This window comes from Streptomyces sp. BK022 (genome assembly GCF_004217355.1).
GTDB classification, from domain to species: domain Bacteria; phylum Actinomycetota; class Actinomycetes; order Streptomycetales; family Streptomycetaceae; genus Streptomyces; species Streptomyces griseoluteus.
Map to the genome: position 1 here is coordinate 139,367 of NZ_SHKU01000002.1, position 15,841 is coordinate 155,207.

Genomic DNA, 15,841 nt, shown 5'->3' on the forward strand with positions numbered 1-15,841 from the left:
GGCGCTAGTCCTCGGAGCGGCGCTCACTGCGGTGGGTACCGCGGGCCAGCTCCTGGAGGATCTCGTGCTCGGACCGCCGTGTCGTACGGGCCAGCGTGTGCAGCAGCGCCGCGCACAGGGCCGCCGTACCGTCCAGCAACGTGTCCGTCGCCCCGGGGTCCTCCTGCCGCCGCTCCTCCAGATACTCCGTCAGGAGCTCGTCCCCGGAGACATAGGCAGTCATGAACTCGATGCCGGTGCGCACGCGGTCGTAGTCACTGCTCATGCCGGAACGATCGCACATACCGAGCCCCGCCGCCGGGGAAGCCGGGGCGGGGCGGGGTTGCGCGGCCGGTCCTACCGGTAGTTCACGAACTGGAGCGCGAAGTCGAAGTCCTTGCCCTTGAGCAGGGCGATGACGGTCTGGAGGTCGTCGCGGCTCTTGGAGCTGACGCGCAGCTCCTCACCCTGGACCTGCGCCTTGACGCCCTTGGGGCCCTCATCGCGGATGATCTTCGCCACCTTCTTGGCGTTGTCCTGGGAGATGCCCTCCTCGATGGACGCGAAGATCTTGTACTCCTTGCCGGACAGCTGGGGCTCGCCCGCGTCCAGCGCCTTCAGCGAGATGCCACGCTTGATCAGCTTGGACTCGAAGACGTCGAGCACCGCCTTCACCCGGTCCTCGGAGTTGGCCTCCATGAGGATCTTCTCGCCGGACCACGAGATCGAGGCGCCCACGCCCTTGAAGTCGTAGCGCTGCGAGATCTCCTTGGCGGTCTGGTTGAGGGCGTTGTCGACCTCCTGCCGCTCGACCTTCGAGACGATGTCGAAACTGGAGTCGGCCATGTCCTGTGGCTCCTTGCATCGGGGGCGGAACGGGAGCGGACCGTGCGCCGGAGCGCCGGCCGCCGAGCCCGGCATTCAGCCGGACCGCATCCGCCCCAGCCTAGCCACCCCCGGCCCCCGAGGACGGCGATCAACCGGGTGGCGGAGCACCCCCGCGCATCAGGTATTGTTTACGTCGTTGCCAGGGAGCACCGCCAAGGCGGGACCCCCTACAACAACCCCCGGCGGTGTGCCCGAGCGGCCAAAGGGAGCAGACTGTAAATCTGCCGGCTCAGCCTTCCCAGGTTCGAATCCTGGCGCCGCCACACGGGAAACTCAGGGCCCGTGACCTGCTATCACAGCAGGTCACGGGCCCTGAGTCGTTGATCGCCCTTCACAGGGTGATGTCTCGCGCTGTCTCGCGTTCGACCGCCCCGTCTCGATTCTCACGGACAGAGCGCGGACAGGATTTCCGGCCCATCAGGTGTGCCGGTCCAGGCGCGCGGAGATCTTGGCGTTGGCCGCGTCGTCTCCGTCCTTAAGGAACTTGGCGTAGACCCGGAAGAGAACGGCCACGCTGTGACCGGCCCGCGCGGCGACGAGCTGCGGTTCCACACCGGAGCTGAGCCAGGTGGACACAGCCGCGTGGCGGAGGTCATACGGGCGCTTGGCGAGTCGGGACTCGAACTCCGCCGGCGTCAGAGCCCGCGAGCGAGCTTCGGCCCACACCTCTCCGTATCCGGTGTCCTGCACGAGTCCACCCCGCAGCGTCTGGAAGACGCGGCCGTCAGGGGCCGTGCCGTACGCCGTGAGGTGCCACCGCAGCAGCGCGACCAGCTCGGGCGGGATGGGCACGGGGCGGACCTCTTTGCGAGGGCGGTGCTTGAGGCCGCGTTTTTCGTGCGCCTCGCCGCTGTCCGTCCATGCGGTGCCTGACCGTGGGCGCGTGTCGTGGAGACGGATCACGCCCCACCCCCGCCGGGGAAGGTCGCAGTCCGAGGCGCGCAGACCGATGACCTCGGCCGGCCGTGCGGCGGCGTAGTACATGCAGCCGAAGAACGCGGCGAGGCGCCGCCCCCGCTTGCTCTGCTCTCGGACGGCGGCCAGCAGCTTCGCTGCCTGCGTCGGATTCGGGACACAGGCTGGGTCGACTTCCTCCGTGACCTGCTCCGGCGCCTTCCACTTGATGCGGTCCAAGGGGTTGTCCGACAACAACTCCGCGTCGACCGCGAACTCAAGTGAGTTGTAGAAGATGGCGCGCTTCCGGCTGATGGTTCCCGGTGCGGCCGTAGCCCCGTCCAGCCGCTTCGACAGCGCCCGTAGGGCGTTCTTCACGAGCAATCGATCCGAGAGAGCCGACGTGGGGAGCGACTTGCGCTCGAACCAGTTCAGCACCTGCGCCACTTCGGTCGGCGGCTCTACGTCCCAGCGGTTCTTGTTGAACGCCCACCCGTACAGGGCGCGACGTACGACACGAGCTTCCGGCATCCCCTTGGTGTCCTTGACGAACGCGGGGGTCACGGTGGCCATGGCTTCGGCGAGGGTCTGACGAGTGTTGCCGGGGGAGTCGTCCCACTTCATTTCGATGTAGGCCCGTGCGTGCTCGTACCAACTGATGTCACGCGTCTTGGCGACCATCGATTTTGGGAGACCACTGTCGATCTCGAACGGCTCGCCTTTCCGGGCGGCTGTCATGAGTTCCGATCGGTGGCTGTCCGCAAGCCCTTGCGTCAAGAACGACTTCGCGTGCTCGCGCGTCCCCACCATCCAGCGCAACTGAAAGGGCTGGCGGGCATTGCGCTTACGGATGGCCCAGAACCTGACCTCGTAGCTCCACTCGCTCACGCAGCCTCCAATTCATCCTTGAAGGCGTCCAGCACGCTTCGGCGGACGCAGATGCGGCCAGACGGGGTGCGACGGGCTTCCGGGCCGAAGCCACGGTTGCGCCAGCGGTACCAGGTCGGGCGGCTGATGCCGAGTTCGTCCAGGACGTCGGGCAGGGGGATCAACTCGTCTTTCGGGATGCGGCGGCGCCGGGTTGGCGTACTCATCGGGGATCTCCAGGTAAGGGGCGGGGGTGGGCGGAGGCTTTGCGGAAGGGGTGGGGAGGGGAACGCATCTGTCCGAGGTGGGGATTTCTGCGTCACCTGCGTCACCTGCGTCATTCGCGGCTTTGACCTGCACTTTTGTGGTGACGCAGCGCGGTGTGGTGTGTCATCGGTGACGTAGACCTGCGTCACTGGGTGACGCGGGTGACGAAGGGTGACGCAGGAATTGGCTGTCTGCGTCACCTGACTTTGGGCTGGTCACTGGCCGTTTTTGGGGTGTGGGTGACGCAGGTGACGCAGCGTCTCTCTACTTCGGACAGAGAGGGGGTGGTGTCTGTTGTGGTGCGCGGCTCAGAGCGTGAAGAAGGGGCCGCTTCGCGGCGCGACCATCGCAGGGCGGCGCTGCCGCCGAACAGCAAGAGGAGCACGCGTGCACGGGTGCTCCTCTTGCTTGTGCAGCGGGTGCCTTGCGGTCAGAAGGCCGCTGCCTGCTCGTGCGGGGGCGGCGCGGCGCCCGCCCGCGCGATTTCGATGTAGCGGGACGCGTTGGTGCGTCCCCAGTCGATGAGGACGCCCCGAGCCGCGAGAGTGGGTTGTAGGCGCTTAAGGCGGTCTGAGAGCACCTTGCCGGTGGTCGGCCACCCTTTAGGCAGGGGACGGAAGTCCTCGCCCGCGTAGAGGCCCGTGAGGCAGTGCAGCCATTCCGCGGAGGTCATCCGCTGCTCTGTCCCCTGGTCGATGCCGGCGGCGTGCTTGAGTACCGTCTGCGCCAGCAAGTCGCCCTCGATGACGTCGTCGTTGAGGTCGTCCAGGCTGGCCCGGTAGGCGGCGAGAGCTCCCAGACCGGTGGCCGCGTCGAGCTGCGCGCACAGGTGCGCGAAGTCGGCCATGCGCAGGTCGGTCGGGATATCCGCCTCAGCCGCCCGAACCTGCACGGTGAGATCCAGGAGCGAGCCGAGGATGACGGGCAGCACTTCTGCGAAGTCCGACCACAGTTCGGCTTCGGTGCGCCGGACGCGGGGACGTTCCAGCCGCAGGGGCAGCAGCCGTTCGGCAAGGTCGGGCCGGATCACGCCCACGTCGATGCCGGTCAGCAGCAGCGGGCGGCGGTAGCCGACGCGGAACACGTCCCCATCGGTGAACAGGGCCCGCTTCACGTTCTCAGCCCCGGTCACGATGCAGCACATCGCGTCCGACAGCTCCGGCGTCATGTGGGACAGGTTGTCCAAGGCAGTGACCCACCCGGCCGCCACCGCCGTGATTAGGTTCTCCTCATCCTTCGGAGCCCGGCGCAGGTCGCCCGTCATACCCTCGATGATCCGCACGAGCATCCGACCCCCGGTGGACTTCCCCGCGCCCTGTGGGCCAGTGAGAAACGGCGCCGGGACGGGCACAGTCGGACCGAGACAGCCGATGAGCCACGCAATGGCCAGGCACTCGGTCTCGGCGGTGGCGAAGTTGCACAGCCGCATCAGGAGATCGATTCCCTTGCCATCGGTGTCCTTCACCGGCACGGGCAGCTCCCCCGTGAGCTGGGTGCGCCGCCAGCAGACTTCCTGCGGGTCCGGGACGCGGATGTCCCACCCGGTGGGGTGGATACGCACGGACTGCCCATCGGCACGGCCAAGGTCCAGCCACGTCGCCCCGTCGAATCCGGGAGCCACCCGGATGTGCACGGGCTGCACGCCCTCGGTCAGCGCCAACGCCTCGATCAAGTCGAGCGCCTCTTTCATGGCCGTGCCGTTGAACACGCCGCGGCCGTCGCGGAACAGGCCGACCATGAGTTCCTGCCGGTGGCTTCCCGTGGTGCCCTGCGAGCGAATCGGACGCGCCACGGGATGGCCGTTCTTCTGCGCGTACACCGTGCCGTCGGCGGTGCGGAAGTACCGGAAGTGCGCCTGCGCGTAGTCGGTGATGACCTCGCGGGCCGGGTTCTTCTCGTCCTCAGACATGGTCACAGTCCCAAGGTGGTCAGGGCGTTGGTCCACGCCTCGGTGCAGTGCCGGGGCGATTCGCCTTTGGCCTGCGCTGCGGTGAACAGGCGCGCGGTGTGCGTCTCGGTGAGGCAGCCGCACCGGCCGTGCTTGGAGAGCACCGCGAGAAACGTGCGATACACGGTGGCGTGCACCGCGCTGCGTGCCTCGGTGATGCGCCGCTCCGCCATGGCGATGCCACGATCCAGATAGGTGGGGGTACGGTGCGGGCACTCGCCTCCCCCGCCCAGCGTGGGCACGTTCACGCCGCTGTGCGGCGCCGGCCGGGTCGCGGTGGACGACTTCACGGCCAGCGCTCGCACGGCTTCCGGCAGGGCGGCCAGGGTGCCGGTGCCGGGGCCGAGGTAGCGGGCGTAGGACATGGTCGACTTGATGTCGACGCCGGGCCGGACCGCGTTGGATGAGGCCATGGCGCCGCGGTAGATCCAGTGTTCACCGCGTGTCGTCTGCACGGTCCGGGTAATGGGCAACACCTCGCGGGCCCATGCAACGGCCACCGGGTCGTCAAGGTCGACCACGGTCAGCCCGGCGGCGCCGGGATGGTAGGCGACGCAGACCGCTCGGCGCCATGCTGCCGTCCACGGCGGGGAGGTGAGGACGCGCGGGTCTGTGGTGGCGGCAGCCCACGCGTGGCAGACGCCGGCACAGTGGCACGGTCCGGGGGTCTTCATGTTCGGCCGGCCGCCGCACGCGTTGTCCACGCAGGTGCGGCAGTTCCCGAACGGTGCCTTGCCCGCGCGCAGGGGCAGTACGGGGAGTCCCGCGGCGGCCAGGGTGAGGGCCACTCGCCGGAGCGGGGTCTGTTGCGTCATGCTGGTGGTCTCCAGTTCGTCTTCCGCGTGCTGGATGAGGGCGGCCCCGGTTCTTGGTCGGATTGGGGGTCGCCCTTTCGCCTGCCACCTGCGAGAAAGCGGGCAGCAGGTTGTCAGTGGGGGCGGTTATGGTCGCCGGCATGACGACGACCTTTGATCTTTCGCCGGGTGTGCTCACGAGCCGTGAGGAGATCGCCGCGGTCTACGGCTGTGGCAAGTACCAGGGGATCGAGCCGGCCGATGCGGCGGGCAAGGTGTTCGTGTACTCCGACCCGAACGCGGGCGAGGAGTACGGCTACACCTTCGATGGCCGCGCGGACGACGACGAGTTCGGACCGCTGTACCTGTACACCGGCGCCGGCGCGAACGGGGATCAGAAGCCGTCCGACCGCAACGGATCGTTGCTGACCGCGGCGAAGAAGAACCGGGAGATTCATCTGTTCGTCGCCCACGGCACCGTGCCGGGCAGTGGCGCCGTGCAGCAGCGGTACATCGGGCCGATGGTGGTGGACCTGATCAAGCCGTACGACGTGCGCCGCGGGCCGGGGAAGAACGGCGTGATGCGGAATGTACTGGTGTTCCGGTTCCGTCCCGCGCCGGGAACGACGCCGGCGTGGACGGACGCGGATCGTCAGCAGGCCGCTACGAAGACCGGTTACGAGATCACCGAACCGGTGGTGGATATCCCGGAGCCGGTCACGCTGCCGGCGCAGGACGCGACCAAGGTCAAGAAGACCGAGCAGCACAAGACTGCCGAGACGGTCATGGATGTTCCCGCGGGGCAGCGGAAGGTCCTGCGTCGGGAAGGCCAGTTGGTCAAGGCGTTCGTGGCCCACCTGAGCGCAGCCGGGCACCACACCCACAGCTTCCAGTTCACCATCGAGGGCGAGCCGGGCACGCTGACCCCGGACCTGTACGACGCGACCGCTCACGTGCTGTTCGAGGCGAAGGGAGTCACGACCCGGGCCAACGTCCGCATGGCTATTGGTCAGTTGGCCGACTACCGCCGCCGCGTCCCCGGACACGAGACGCTGCGCGTCGCCGTTCTGCTGCCTAGCGCGCCCACGCCTGATGTTCAGCAGCTTCTCGCGGAACAGAAGATCGGTCTGGTCTACCAGACCGCCGATGGCTTCGCCGGGTGGCCTCTCGGCCCCGCCGCGTAGGCGGAGTCAGCGGGTGCGTTGGCGGTAGGCGCGTTGCCGGCAGGCCGGCGAGCAGTAGCGGGCGGGCCGCCCGGTGGCCGCTGCCGTGATCGGCTTACGGCACAGCGGGCAGCGCTTACGCCTTCCCCGGCCGCGGGTTTCGTCACGGCTTTCGTCATACGGTGCGGGCAGCGGCGGCGCGTTGTGGGTGGTGATCTCCCACCGTGTGCGGGCCACGTGTTCGGTGCCGAGTGTGCGGCGGGGACGGCTGGGGGCGTGCCAGCCAGGTCGGGCCGGCAGCTCAGCAGTCTTGCGCCAGCCGGCGGCGCGCAGACTGGCGCCGCTTTCGCCGTCTTGGGTGTAGGTGATTGCCCGTCGGTAGCCTGCGCTGCGGGCGGTGCGCCATGCAGCTGCGTATAGGGCAGAGCAGGCGTTCGGCGTTCCGTCCGTGGCCAGCCGTGTCACTTCCACAGTGAGCCCGTCGTCCAGGACCTTGCTGACGGGACGACCGACGATGGCCACCCCGACCAGCAGGCCGGCATCGGTCCGCACGCCCAGCGAGAATTGATGCCCCTGCGGAGCGTCGTGGTGACGGTGGATGCGGTCGACGTAGGCACACGCGGCCCTGAACTTCATCGGGTAGATGTGCAGTCTCACTGCACCGGGCGGGGCACTCATGCCGCTACCGGTGGAAGTGGTTGCGCTTGATCACGGCCTTACGGATGTTGACCGTGGTCCCGCCGCCGCGGCTGCCGGCGCCGAGCACCTGCACGGCGATGAACCCACCGAACAGCACCGCGGCGAGGGTGATGAGCTGGGTGACCAGCGCGGTGAGGGCGGCGATGAACGTGGTGAGCAGCAGCAGTCCACCGCACACGGCGAGGAACCCGACGCCCCCGAGGGCAACGTTCACCGCCGCGCGGGAGACGACCGGTTTGGCCGCAACCGGTTCCGGCTGGACAGGGTCGATGGCGTAGCCGGTGGCCATTCGGCCGTCTGGGAGGACGACGCTCACCACGCTCGGCGCGCTGAGCGGCTGGACGGGGATGGGTGCAGCCGGCCGCATCACGAGGGGAATGGGCTGGTGGACTTCCGGCGCCGCCATGGGTGTCGTGTGACGGCGGGTGGGCTCGTTCACGTCGGGTCTCCCTACTTGCCGAGGGCGGACAGGGCGTCGGCGAACGCCTGCACGAGGTCGTGAATCGGGCCGTAGGCGCCGGTTCCGGCGGCGAAGAAGCCGAACAGGAACAGGACCAGGGCGGCGCCCACGTTGGCGGAACGCGTGCGGACGGCGAAGGCGGAGGCGGCGCCGAACAACAGCACGGCGGAGATGTCGAGGACCATCGCTCAGAAGCCTTCCGTTCGGGGGGTGTCGGTACCGGCGCGGTAGATGCGGGCCCACCGGTTGTAGAGCCAGCGGCCGGCGCGGATGCGCTTGCCGGTCGCGCGGCAGCGGCGGCAGTCCTTGCCGCGCTTCAACCGGCCCTTGCGGTCGTGCTTGAGGGCGTGGCCCATGCCGTGGCAGCGGCGGCAGTCGCCGAACGGCGAGGCCACACACAGTCCGACGTAACCGAACGTGACGGCTATCAGGCAGGTGATAGCAAGGACGATGGGGGTCATGAGGGTCCCTCCGGGCGGGTTTTCAGGGGGTTTCCGCTGGTGGGGTGCTATCCGCTAGATCACAGGTGAGACCCCGGATGGGGTGCTAGCGGGGGTGCTACCGGTAGCAGGTGTGGCTGCTACCGGTAGCACCGGTTCGGGCCTATGCGGCGCCCGGCTTTTCGTTACGCTCCGCAATCGCCTTGAGGAGGTCGGCGCGGGCGATGCCGCGCCGGGTGGTGCGGGTTCCGTCGTCCGTCATGCCGGCGACGTCCCGCGTCTTGATGCCGTGCGGCTTGAGCGCGCTGGTGACGTTCTCGCCCTTCCACCCGGCGTAGACGTCGGGGCGGAGTTCGGCGAGGCGGGCGGCGATCCGCTCGTTCCACACCCGCTCCTCCTTCCCCGCAACGACCGCCGCGACGTCGGCGAGCAGGTCGTACGCCGGGCCGGTGACCGTCTCGGGTGCCTCGCCGAGGGCGTAGCCGGACAGCAGTCCGGCCTTCTCGCGGATGGTGCGGGCGCGAGCGGCGATGGCTTCGGCGCCGGGCGCGTCCACAAACGTGCTGGACACGATCCGGGCATCGGAGCCTTCACCCACGAAGTAGTGCAGGCCCTTGTCACCCCACGCGAACATGGTTGCGCGCACCCCGCGCTTGTAGCTGCTAGTGCCGAGGACCATGTCGTTCTCGGTCTGGCCCATGACCTTCAGGCACCACCGGGCGCCAGCGTTGGCGCTGATGCCGGTGGGCAGTGACTTGGCGTCGGGTCGCTGGGTGGCCAGCAGGAGCACGATTCCGGTGGCCGGGCCGCGCTTGACCAGGTCGGTGGCGATCTCCTCGAACTCCTTGCCGTACTCGGGGTGCTCGAACAGCACTTGGCACTCATCCACCCCGATCACGATGGGGTGCAATCCCAGGGACCGCTTGGAGGCGAGTTCGCTGGTCACCTTCGACTCCGGGCAGATGTCCCGCGGCAAAGAGCGGATCACCTTCGTGCGGCGGCGCAATTCCTCGCGCAGGGCACGGAAGTCGGCCAGCGCGTACTGGAGGGTTTCGTCTTCCTCGCCGACGCCGTGCCGGTGGGAGACCTTCTCTCCGACCGGGTCCAGGTCGCCGGTGCCCTTCATGTCGTAGGAGTGCAACTCCGCACGCGGGTCGAGTGCGGCGATGAGCAGCAGCAGCCTGAGCAGGAAGGTCTTGCCCATGCGGGGGATCGCGCCGATGACGCCGGCGATGAACATCAGGGTGACTTCGACCCAGCGTCCGCGCTGGTCGGTGCCGTACGGGACGGGCTTGAACAGGTCCACCGTCCCGGACTTCAGCAGCGGCCACACGGGCTTGCGCGCGGACTTGAGGTCCTGGTCACCGACCCACAGCACCAGCCGGCCGGTGTGCTCATCCGGGACCGCTTCGGGCCACACGCAGCCCAGCGGCCGGCGCAGACCGGAGGCGAGCCGGTCCCGGCGCTCGATCACGTCCGTGACCGTGACGCCGTACGGCAGGTCGCCTTCGGCGCGCCAGCCGGGACCGTCGCGGGTGATCGGCGCGGTGAACGCGAACCCGTCCCGCCCCTTGCCCTGCGCCTGATTGATCGCCGGAATGCCCAGTGCCCCCAGCGCGCGGAGCACGATGTCACTGGTCAGCTTCGGTGCGTCGGGGAGTTCCACAGCCTTGTGGACGACCGGCGCGTCCGCCTTCCGGCCGGCCGACCCCAGCGCCAGCACCAGGGCGCCGGTCGAGAGGGCTTGCAGCCAGTCGGGGGCGAGGACGTAGATGGCCAGCGCCGCCCCGACTCCCACGAACAGAGCGAGCACGGCGACCAGGGTGCGCAGCCGGACCCGGCCGTCGCGCTGTCGGGACAGCTTCAGGTACTCGGCGGCGTCCTCGCGGCGCACGGCGGCGAGTCGGACGGGTTCGCCCTCGCGGTCGGCGACCCACCGCATCGTGCCGCCCACGAACCGCGCCGCTCCGGCCGGCGCCTGAAGGGCGAGCCGCGCGGCATACACGGGGGTGCGTAGAGCGTGGTAGCCGGCGGTGTGGGCGTAGTGGCGGGCCACCCACCCGGAGGCGGTCTTGAGCTCGGAGAGCGAGCGCAGCCAGAGCGGGATGACCGCGCGGCGCTTGGCTCCGGCGAGCCGACCGAGGTAGCCGGGACCGGCCGCCTTCAGCGTCGGCGAGTCGACCAACACCCTGCCGCTCGGGTCGCCCGACTCAAGGCCCGACCCGCCGGGGCCGGTGTCGGCCGACCGGTCGGCGGCGGTGTCGGTCGACTCTGCACGGGCCGATCGGGCGGCGTTCAGGTCGACTACGTCGCCGCCGGAGTCGGCGGCGAGTTCGGCTTCCAGTCGGTTGAAGAGTTCGTTGTCGTCGTCGGGGTGCTTCACTGGCTTCGTCCTTCTCTCAGGAGGATGAGGGGCCCGGTCGCTGCTTTGGTCGGTCGTGACCGGACCCCACGCGGAAGGGTTCAGGCGGCGCACTGTTCGTCGTCGGGGTAGGCGCAGGCCACGCACATCCCGAGCGAGGTCGGGATGCAGTAGCCGTAGGTGATCCGGCAGTTGGGGCAGGTGCGGCGGGCCAGCATCGCCAGCGCGAGCGCACCCCACTTCCGGGACGTCATCGGCCGCACCGGCTTCGCGCGGTCGACGCGGTAGAGGAACGCCACCTGCACCCCCGCCTTCCGGCCGCGGTGCGTGCGCATGATCTGCGCGGCCACCTCCTGCCCGCCCGGACGCAGCCCGGAGGCGCGCAACTGTCGGCGGGTGGCGTAGCCGTCCGGGGCGAAGTGCCACGGGTAGGTGGGTATCCCGAACCGGGCCCCGGAGGGGTCAAAGCACTTGGCGTAGGCGGACATCAGACCGCCACCCCCACCACGGGCCCATCCGACCGGGCTCCGGCACGGCCGGAGCGGCGCCCGGCGACACTGGCGAACAACCGGCCCAAGCCGGCGCGGCGGGTGCCGGAGCGGGCTTGCTTGGCCGCGTACATCGCCTCATCCGCCCGGCGCAGCAACCCTGACAGGTCATCGGCAGGGAAATCCGCGGCGCGCACCCAGCCGAGAGAGACCGTGGTGTGTACGGCGGGGTCGTGGCCGTCGATGGGGCGGGCCAGTACGCCGTGTAGCAGGGTCAGCATGTCGGCGGCGGTGCCGTGCGGGTCGATGAGCACGGCGGCGAACTCATCGCCCCCCAACCGGCCGGCGACCCCGGTCCGGCCCACGTGATGGGCGAGGCGGTCCGCGGTCGCCTTCAGCAGCGCATCGCCCGCGGCGTGCCCGTGGACGTCGTTGATCTGCTTGAACTTGTCGACGTCGGCGAGGACGACGACTGCCTGCGGGTCCTTGAGCAGGGTGGTCGCGCGGCGGGTGAACCCGTCGCGGGTGACCAGCCCCGTGAGCGGGTCCCGGCGGGCGGTGTTCAGGCAGCGTTGCAGCCACCACACATGACCCGCCCAACCCGCCAGTAGGGGCAGGGCAGCTAACAGGGCATTGGTCGGGGTGCTCATGCCGCCACCCCTTCAGCCTCAACCGGAGTGGCGTCCACGGCGTGCACGGAGCGGGCTTCCGCGCGTTCGGCGAGCAGGGCGTCACGCACCTGCCGCGCCGGCGCCGACCCGCACCGCAGGGCCTTCCGCAGCGCTTCCGCGTTGACCGCGTCATCCGACCAGCCAGCCGCCAGTTTGCGGGCTTCGGCCAGTAGTTCGGCCGCGGTGCGCTGACCGGCAGCAGGCTTCGGCTTGGCCGGCCGCTTGCGCGCCGGGCGGGGCGCCGGCGACTCCGGTGCTTGCATGGGCTCCGGGTCCGGGTCGGCCTCAACCGCCGCGGGCGCGGTTGTGGTGGCGGGGGTGAGTTCGCCCATGCGGAGCATCACGCGCTCACGCCGGGGCGTCTTCCGGCGCCAGCCGCGGCCGAACCGCTCGTGCAAGTCCGCACGGGCCAACAGCCGTTCCCGCTCCATGCCCAGGGCTGCGCTGTAGGAGGTCACCTCCCACAGGGTCATGCGCCGCCACAGGGCGAACGTCGACAGCGGCGCCAGCAACCACCGCGAGAACCGGATCTTCTCCATACGCCGGCCGGTCACCGCCCCGATCCGCACCGCGTAGATGTGGGCGCCGATCTCGGAGAACACCACCCATAGCAGCGGCATCGTCCCGTGCGCGACCTTCGCCCACACCCCGCTCCCAGCCGCGACGTTCAGCCCGCACGTGACCAGCGTGAGCACCCAGGGCACAAACCGCACCCACGCCAACGCCATGTCCATACGGATCAACAGCAGGTTGGCCACCGTGAACACCGGAATCGCCGTGTCGATACCGACCGGCAGCATCCACGGCTCACCGAACCCCCACTGCGCCGCGGCCAACGACACCGCGTCGAACGAGGAGATCAGACCGAGCGCGCCGACACCGGCCGCGGCCAGCGCCCCCACACCGGCAAGCCCCATTTCCGGGCGGGTCAGCGGCGGCACCGCCGCCCGTTCTACAGCCTGCGACGTCATGCCGCACCACCGGGAAGGCTCGCACCGGCCGCCCGGTTGAGCCAGGCGACGCGGGCGGCCAGCGCCTGGCGGCGGGCCCGGCGGACGCGGCGGGTGTCCAGCTCGGTCGGGGCGCGGTCGATGGTGGCGATGTGCGCGTCCAGCAGCTCAACGTCCGCCAGGATGACGGGCATCTCCCGCTCGATCGCGTCCAGCTCCGCGCTTGTCGGCTCCATGAAGTCGGCGAACGCGGTGATGGCGTCCTGAAGTGTGACAACGTGGTTCATGGGTCGTGGTTCCTTCCACGGAGGAACGGCCCGAACAGAGCCCCCGGAGCTGCAACTCCGGGGGCTCACGCCGTTGAAGTCGGGGGGTTCCGGCTCCCCACCACCCCGCCCGTACAGCCGACGCGCACGGCGTGGCCGGACGGGCGAGGGAGGCAACCGGCGCGGCGATAGCCACCGCGAGACGGAAGTAGGCGACCGATCGTCCGCCGCCCTCGAACGAGGCGAGGGACCAGGGATGAAGCGGCGCGGTCATGCCGGTCGATCACGGCCGCGCCTAACGCTTTCGCTTGATCACAGGTATTCCTTCCGAGGCGACGAACACGGGCTTCGCACTGCAAGGGGGACCGCTGTCCCCACTCTCCGGCCGTTGCTCGCGGTCGCCGGGCCACCTCGCCAGTACGGGCCGAAACCCTGTTTCACCTGGCCTTTAGCGGGATTGCAGCGTCCCCGCCCTCTGCGTCGGAGCAGCCCAAAGAAGGGCCCCTCCGAAGCACCGCGAACCGGATGCGATCCCGATTTCTGGTGCGCACCAGAAGACTGCATCTGGTGCGCACCAGATGTCAACTGGTTCGCTGGCTTCGGGGGTGATCCCCTGTCGCGGTGCTTCTTCAGGAGACCGCTCGGGGAGGGGCGCTCGGTAGCCAACAGCCCTTAACCATCGGCCTGTTAACCCCTTTTGACCTGCGCGAATCTGCGGCACCCTGGAGATGCAGAGATCGGAACCGACACCAGGCGGGACCCGTGGACTCAGGACTTCGAAAAGCGCGAACGGCGCGCGGCTGGTCGCAGGAACGGCTCATTCGGGAGATTGAGCGATACGCCCGGCAGCACCTCACCGACATCGCCTCCACGGCGAGCCTGCGGGTGTACGTCTCCGAGTGGGAGAACGGCAAACGGACGATCTCGGATCGGTACGCCAGCCTGCTCCGACAGCTTCTCGGCGCAACCGACGAGGAGTTGAGGGGTGCGCCCACTGCCCCGGTCATGCCCACCGCTGACGGTTACGACGACCTGTTGAGCAGGATTGATGCCGCCAGCAGCGTAAGCACCTCGATGGTGGACACGTTCAACGCGCAGACGGAGATTCTGCGGTCTATGGATCGCCAGATGGGTGCGGCCGGACTCATCGACCAGATGACGGGGCACCTTGCGGCACTCGAAGACGCGCTCAACTTCGCGGTCTTGCCGAGCGCACGCCGGCCAGTCGCGCTGGCGCTCGCGGGAGCATCGACACTTGCGGCGTGGCAGGCCGTCGACTCCGGAGCGGTTGAACGGGCCTGGCGCCACTACGAGACAGCGAAAAGCGCCGCACGCGATGCTGAGGCGCCCATGTATTTGGCGCACGCGATGGGGGAGCAGGCGTTCGTACTGTGCGCAGCCGGCCGCCCTGCGCTTGGCGTTGAGCTGGTCCGGGACGCTCAACGGTCCCTAGGGCAGTCTGGGTCACCTCGTCTAAGGGCCTGGCTGCACGCCACCGAAGCTGAACTGTGCGCCCATGCAGGCATGGTGGACGATTGCCGGCGCGCGCTGGACAAGGCTTCGGCATGCATTCCGGACGGCACCGAAGACCGTGACCCGGACATGCTGAGCATCTTCCTCAATGGCTCACACCTGACGCGCTGGCGTGGCAACGTGCTCGGTTTGCTCGGAGACGCTGAAGCGGTGAGCAGCCTCTACGACGCGCTACAGGGCATGGACCCCACCTTTGTTCGAGCGCGCGCCGGCCTGCACACGGACCTGGCGCACGCCCATCTGGCGCGAGCCGAGTATGACGACGCACACACCCATCTCAGGCAGGCGCGGCTACTGGCAAGCCGCACCGGGTCGGTGCGGCAGCGCAGGCGTGTAGATCTGCTCAGCCAGCATCTGTAGGGGCAGGCCGGTTCCGGGTCGCAAGGATGTGCAGCAGCGCAACGAGAGTCCCTGAGCCGAGTAGCTCACCCCGCGCCATGAGTCCCGGAACGTCGGATAGGGGGACCCACTCGATGTGCCCGGCCTCTTCCAGGTCGGTGGGCTCGCCCACCTTCTCTGCGCCGTGAGCTACGAAAATCTCGTGCGGGGAGTCCACCATGCCGACCATCGGCTGGTAGGTGACGATGTGTTCCAGGGCGGACGGGCGCCAGCCCGTCTCTTCAACGACTTCCCGAAGTGCCGCGTCCGCCGGCGTCTCGCCCTTGTCCACGATGCCGCCCGGCAACTCCCAGCCGAATCGGCCGGGGACGAACCGGTAGCGCCACATCATTAGGACGCGGTCCTGGTTGTCCACGACCGCCGTGATTGCGACGTGCTGAAGCTTGACGACGTGATGTTCGAAACGCTTTACGCCGGGAGGCTCTACGTCCCAGAGTTGCAGCTTGACCCACTGGTTGTCGTAGAGGTCGCGCTCGCCGTGGATCTGCCAGGGTTCCATTCCTTCAGGGGTACTCACGCTCACTGCGCCGGGCACCCGGTACGAGCTACGCCCTCGCACCTCTAGCGCTCCTTCGGACACGAGGCGAGCCAGCACTTGCCGAAGGGCTGTGCGTCCGATGCCCAGTTCCTCCGTCAAGGAACGCTCGGACGGGAACTTGTCGCCCGGTACGTACTGCCCCGATGCGAGCCGTTCCCGGAGCGTCTCGTAGACCTTGGTCGTTTTGGGTCCCATGCGCGGAGCACTCCCCGTTCTGCCGTGGTGCGTACCAGCG

Annotated in this window: 18 protein-coding genes and 1 tRNA gene; 3 read left to right on the plus strand and 16 right to left on the minus strand. The window is 69.0% G+C overall.

The window, feature by feature from the left end:
* Positions 1-4 precede the first annotated feature (4 nt).
* Together EV284_RS06640 and EV284_RS06645 are read right to left on the minus strand one after the other, a co-directional pair.
* Complete coding sequence (locus EV284_RS06640; protein ID WP_030811588.1) at positions 5-265, minus strand: hypothetical protein; 261 nt, start codon at positions 263-265, stop codon at positions 5-7.
* Between the two features lie 71 nt (positions 266-336).
* The gene (locus tag EV284_RS06645; RefSeq protein WP_086693011.1) at positions 337-825 is read right to left on the minus strand and encodes a YajQ family cyclic di-GMP-binding protein; all 489 of its coding nucleotides are present in this window, start codon (positions 823-825) and stop codon (positions 337-339) included.
* A gap of 223 nt (positions 826-1,048) precedes the next feature.
* Here EV284_RS06645 and EV284_RS06650 point away from each other — a divergent pair.
* Positions 1,049-1,130, plus strand: a tRNA-Tyr gene (locus tag EV284_RS06650).
* A 154-nt stretch (positions 1,131-1,284) separates the two neighbouring features.
* Here EV284_RS06650 and EV284_RS06655 read toward each other — a convergent pair.
* The 4 genes from EV284_RS06655 to EV284_RS06670 form a co-directional block, all read right to left on the minus strand.
* Positions 1,285-2,649: a tyrosine-type recombinase/integrase gene (locus EV284_RS06655; RefSeq protein ID WP_242625613.1), complete on the minus strand. Its 1,365-nt coding sequence runs from the start codon at positions 2,647-2,649 to the stop codon at positions 1,285-1,287.
* Entirely contained in the window at positions 2,646-2,855 is a 210-nt protein-coding gene (locus EV284_RS06660; protein WP_130331375.1) for a helix-turn-helix domain-containing protein, read from the minus strand. The genes EV284_RS06655 and EV284_RS06660 overlap by 4 nt, the downstream gene beginning before the upstream one ends.
* Before the next feature lie 470 nt (positions 2,856-3,325).
* Positions 3,326-4,804 carry an ATP-binding protein gene (locus tag EV284_RS06665; protein WP_130331377.1) on the minus strand — a complete coding sequence of 493 codons (1,479 nt, stop codon included), beginning with the start codon at positions 4,802-4,804 and terminating at the stop codon, positions 3,326-3,328.
* A 2-nt stretch (positions 4,805-4,806) separates the two neighbouring features.
* The gene (locus tag EV284_RS06670; protein ID WP_130331379.1) at positions 4,807-5,658 is read right to left on the minus strand and encodes a bifunctional DNA primase/polymerase; all 852 of its coding nucleotides are present in this window, start codon (positions 5,656-5,658) and stop codon (positions 4,807-4,809) included.
* A 140-nt stretch (positions 5,659-5,798) separates the two neighbouring features.
* Between EV284_RS06670 and EV284_RS06675 the strand changes: the two genes are divergently transcribed.
* A complete protein-coding gene (locus tag EV284_RS06675; RefSeq protein ID WP_130331380.1) occupies positions 5,799-6,821 on the plus strand; it encodes a hypothetical protein in 1,023 nt (340 codons plus the stop codon).
* A gap of 6 nt (positions 6,822-6,827) precedes the next feature.
* Here EV284_RS06675 and EV284_RS06680 read toward each other — a convergent pair whose 3' ends face one another.
* From EV284_RS06680 to EV284_RS06720, 9 genes are all read right to left on the minus strand, one after another.
* The gene (locus tag EV284_RS06680; RefSeq protein WP_207228959.1) at positions 6,828-7,436 is read right to left on the minus strand and encodes an XF1762 family protein; all 609 of its coding nucleotides are present in this window, start codon (positions 7,434-7,436) and stop codon (positions 6,828-6,830) included.
* Positions 7,437-7,482: 46 nt separating this feature from the next.
* A complete protein-coding gene (locus tag EV284_RS06685) occupies positions 7,483-7,905 on the minus strand; it encodes a hypothetical protein (protein WP_130332914.1) in 423 nt (140 codons plus the stop codon).
* Positions 7,906-7,949: 44 nt separating this feature from the next.
* On the minus strand, positions 7,950-8,144 hold the full coding sequence (locus EV284_RS06690) for a hypothetical protein (RefSeq protein ID WP_130331381.1): 195 nt from the start codon (positions 8,142-8,144) through the stop codon (positions 7,950-7,952).
* Between the two features lie 3 nt (positions 8,145-8,147).
* Positions 8,148-8,420 carry a hypothetical protein gene (locus tag EV284_RS06695; RefSeq protein WP_130331382.1) on the minus strand — a complete coding sequence of 91 codons (273 nt, stop codon included), beginning with the start codon at positions 8,418-8,420 and terminating at the stop codon, positions 8,148-8,150.
* 142 nt (positions 8,421-8,562) lie between these two features.
* Positions 8,563-10,782, minus strand: a complete 2,220-nt coding sequence (locus EV284_RS06700) for a cell division protein FtsK (RefSeq protein ID WP_130331383.1) — start codon at positions 10,780-10,782, stop codon at positions 8,563-8,565.
* A gap of 80 nt (positions 10,783-10,862) precedes the next feature.
* Complete coding sequence (locus EV284_RS06705; RefSeq protein WP_130331384.1) at positions 10,863-11,249, minus strand: RRQRL motif-containing zinc-binding protein; 387 nt, start codon at positions 11,247-11,249, stop codon at positions 10,863-10,865.
* The gene (locus tag EV284_RS06710) at positions 11,249-11,899 is read right to left on the minus strand and encodes a GGDEF domain-containing protein (RefSeq protein ID WP_130331385.1); all 651 of its coding nucleotides are present in this window, start codon (positions 11,897-11,899) and stop codon (positions 11,249-11,251) included. The genes EV284_RS06705 and EV284_RS06710 overlap by 1 nt, the downstream gene beginning before the upstream one ends.
* Entirely contained in the window at positions 11,896-12,891 is a 996-nt protein-coding gene (locus EV284_RS06715) for a DUF2637 domain-containing protein (protein ID WP_130331386.1), read from the minus strand. Before EV284_RS06715 ends, EV284_RS06710 begins: the two co-directional genes overlap by 4 nt.
* Positions 12,888-13,157: a DUF6284 family protein gene (locus EV284_RS06720; RefSeq protein WP_130331387.1), complete on the minus strand. Its 270-nt coding sequence runs from the start codon at positions 13,155-13,157 to the stop codon at positions 12,888-12,890. Before EV284_RS06720 ends, EV284_RS06715 begins: the two co-directional genes overlap by 4 nt.
* A gap of 864 nt (positions 13,158-14,021) precedes the next feature.
* Between EV284_RS06720 and EV284_RS06725 the strand changes: the two genes are divergently transcribed.
* Positions 14,022-15,029 (plus strand): XRE family transcriptional regulator, encoded by a 1,008-nt coding sequence (locus EV284_RS06725; protein ID WP_130332916.1) that lies wholly within the window; start codon positions 14,022-14,024, stop codon positions 15,027-15,029.
* Here EV284_RS06725 and EV284_RS06730 read toward each other — a convergent pair.
* A complete protein-coding gene (locus EV284_RS06730; protein WP_130331389.1) occupies positions 15,013-15,801 on the minus strand; it encodes an NUDIX domain-containing protein in 789 nt (262 codons plus the stop codon). The genes EV284_RS06725 and EV284_RS06730 overlap by 17 nt on opposite strands.
* Positions 15,802-15,841: the final 40 nt, after the last annotated feature.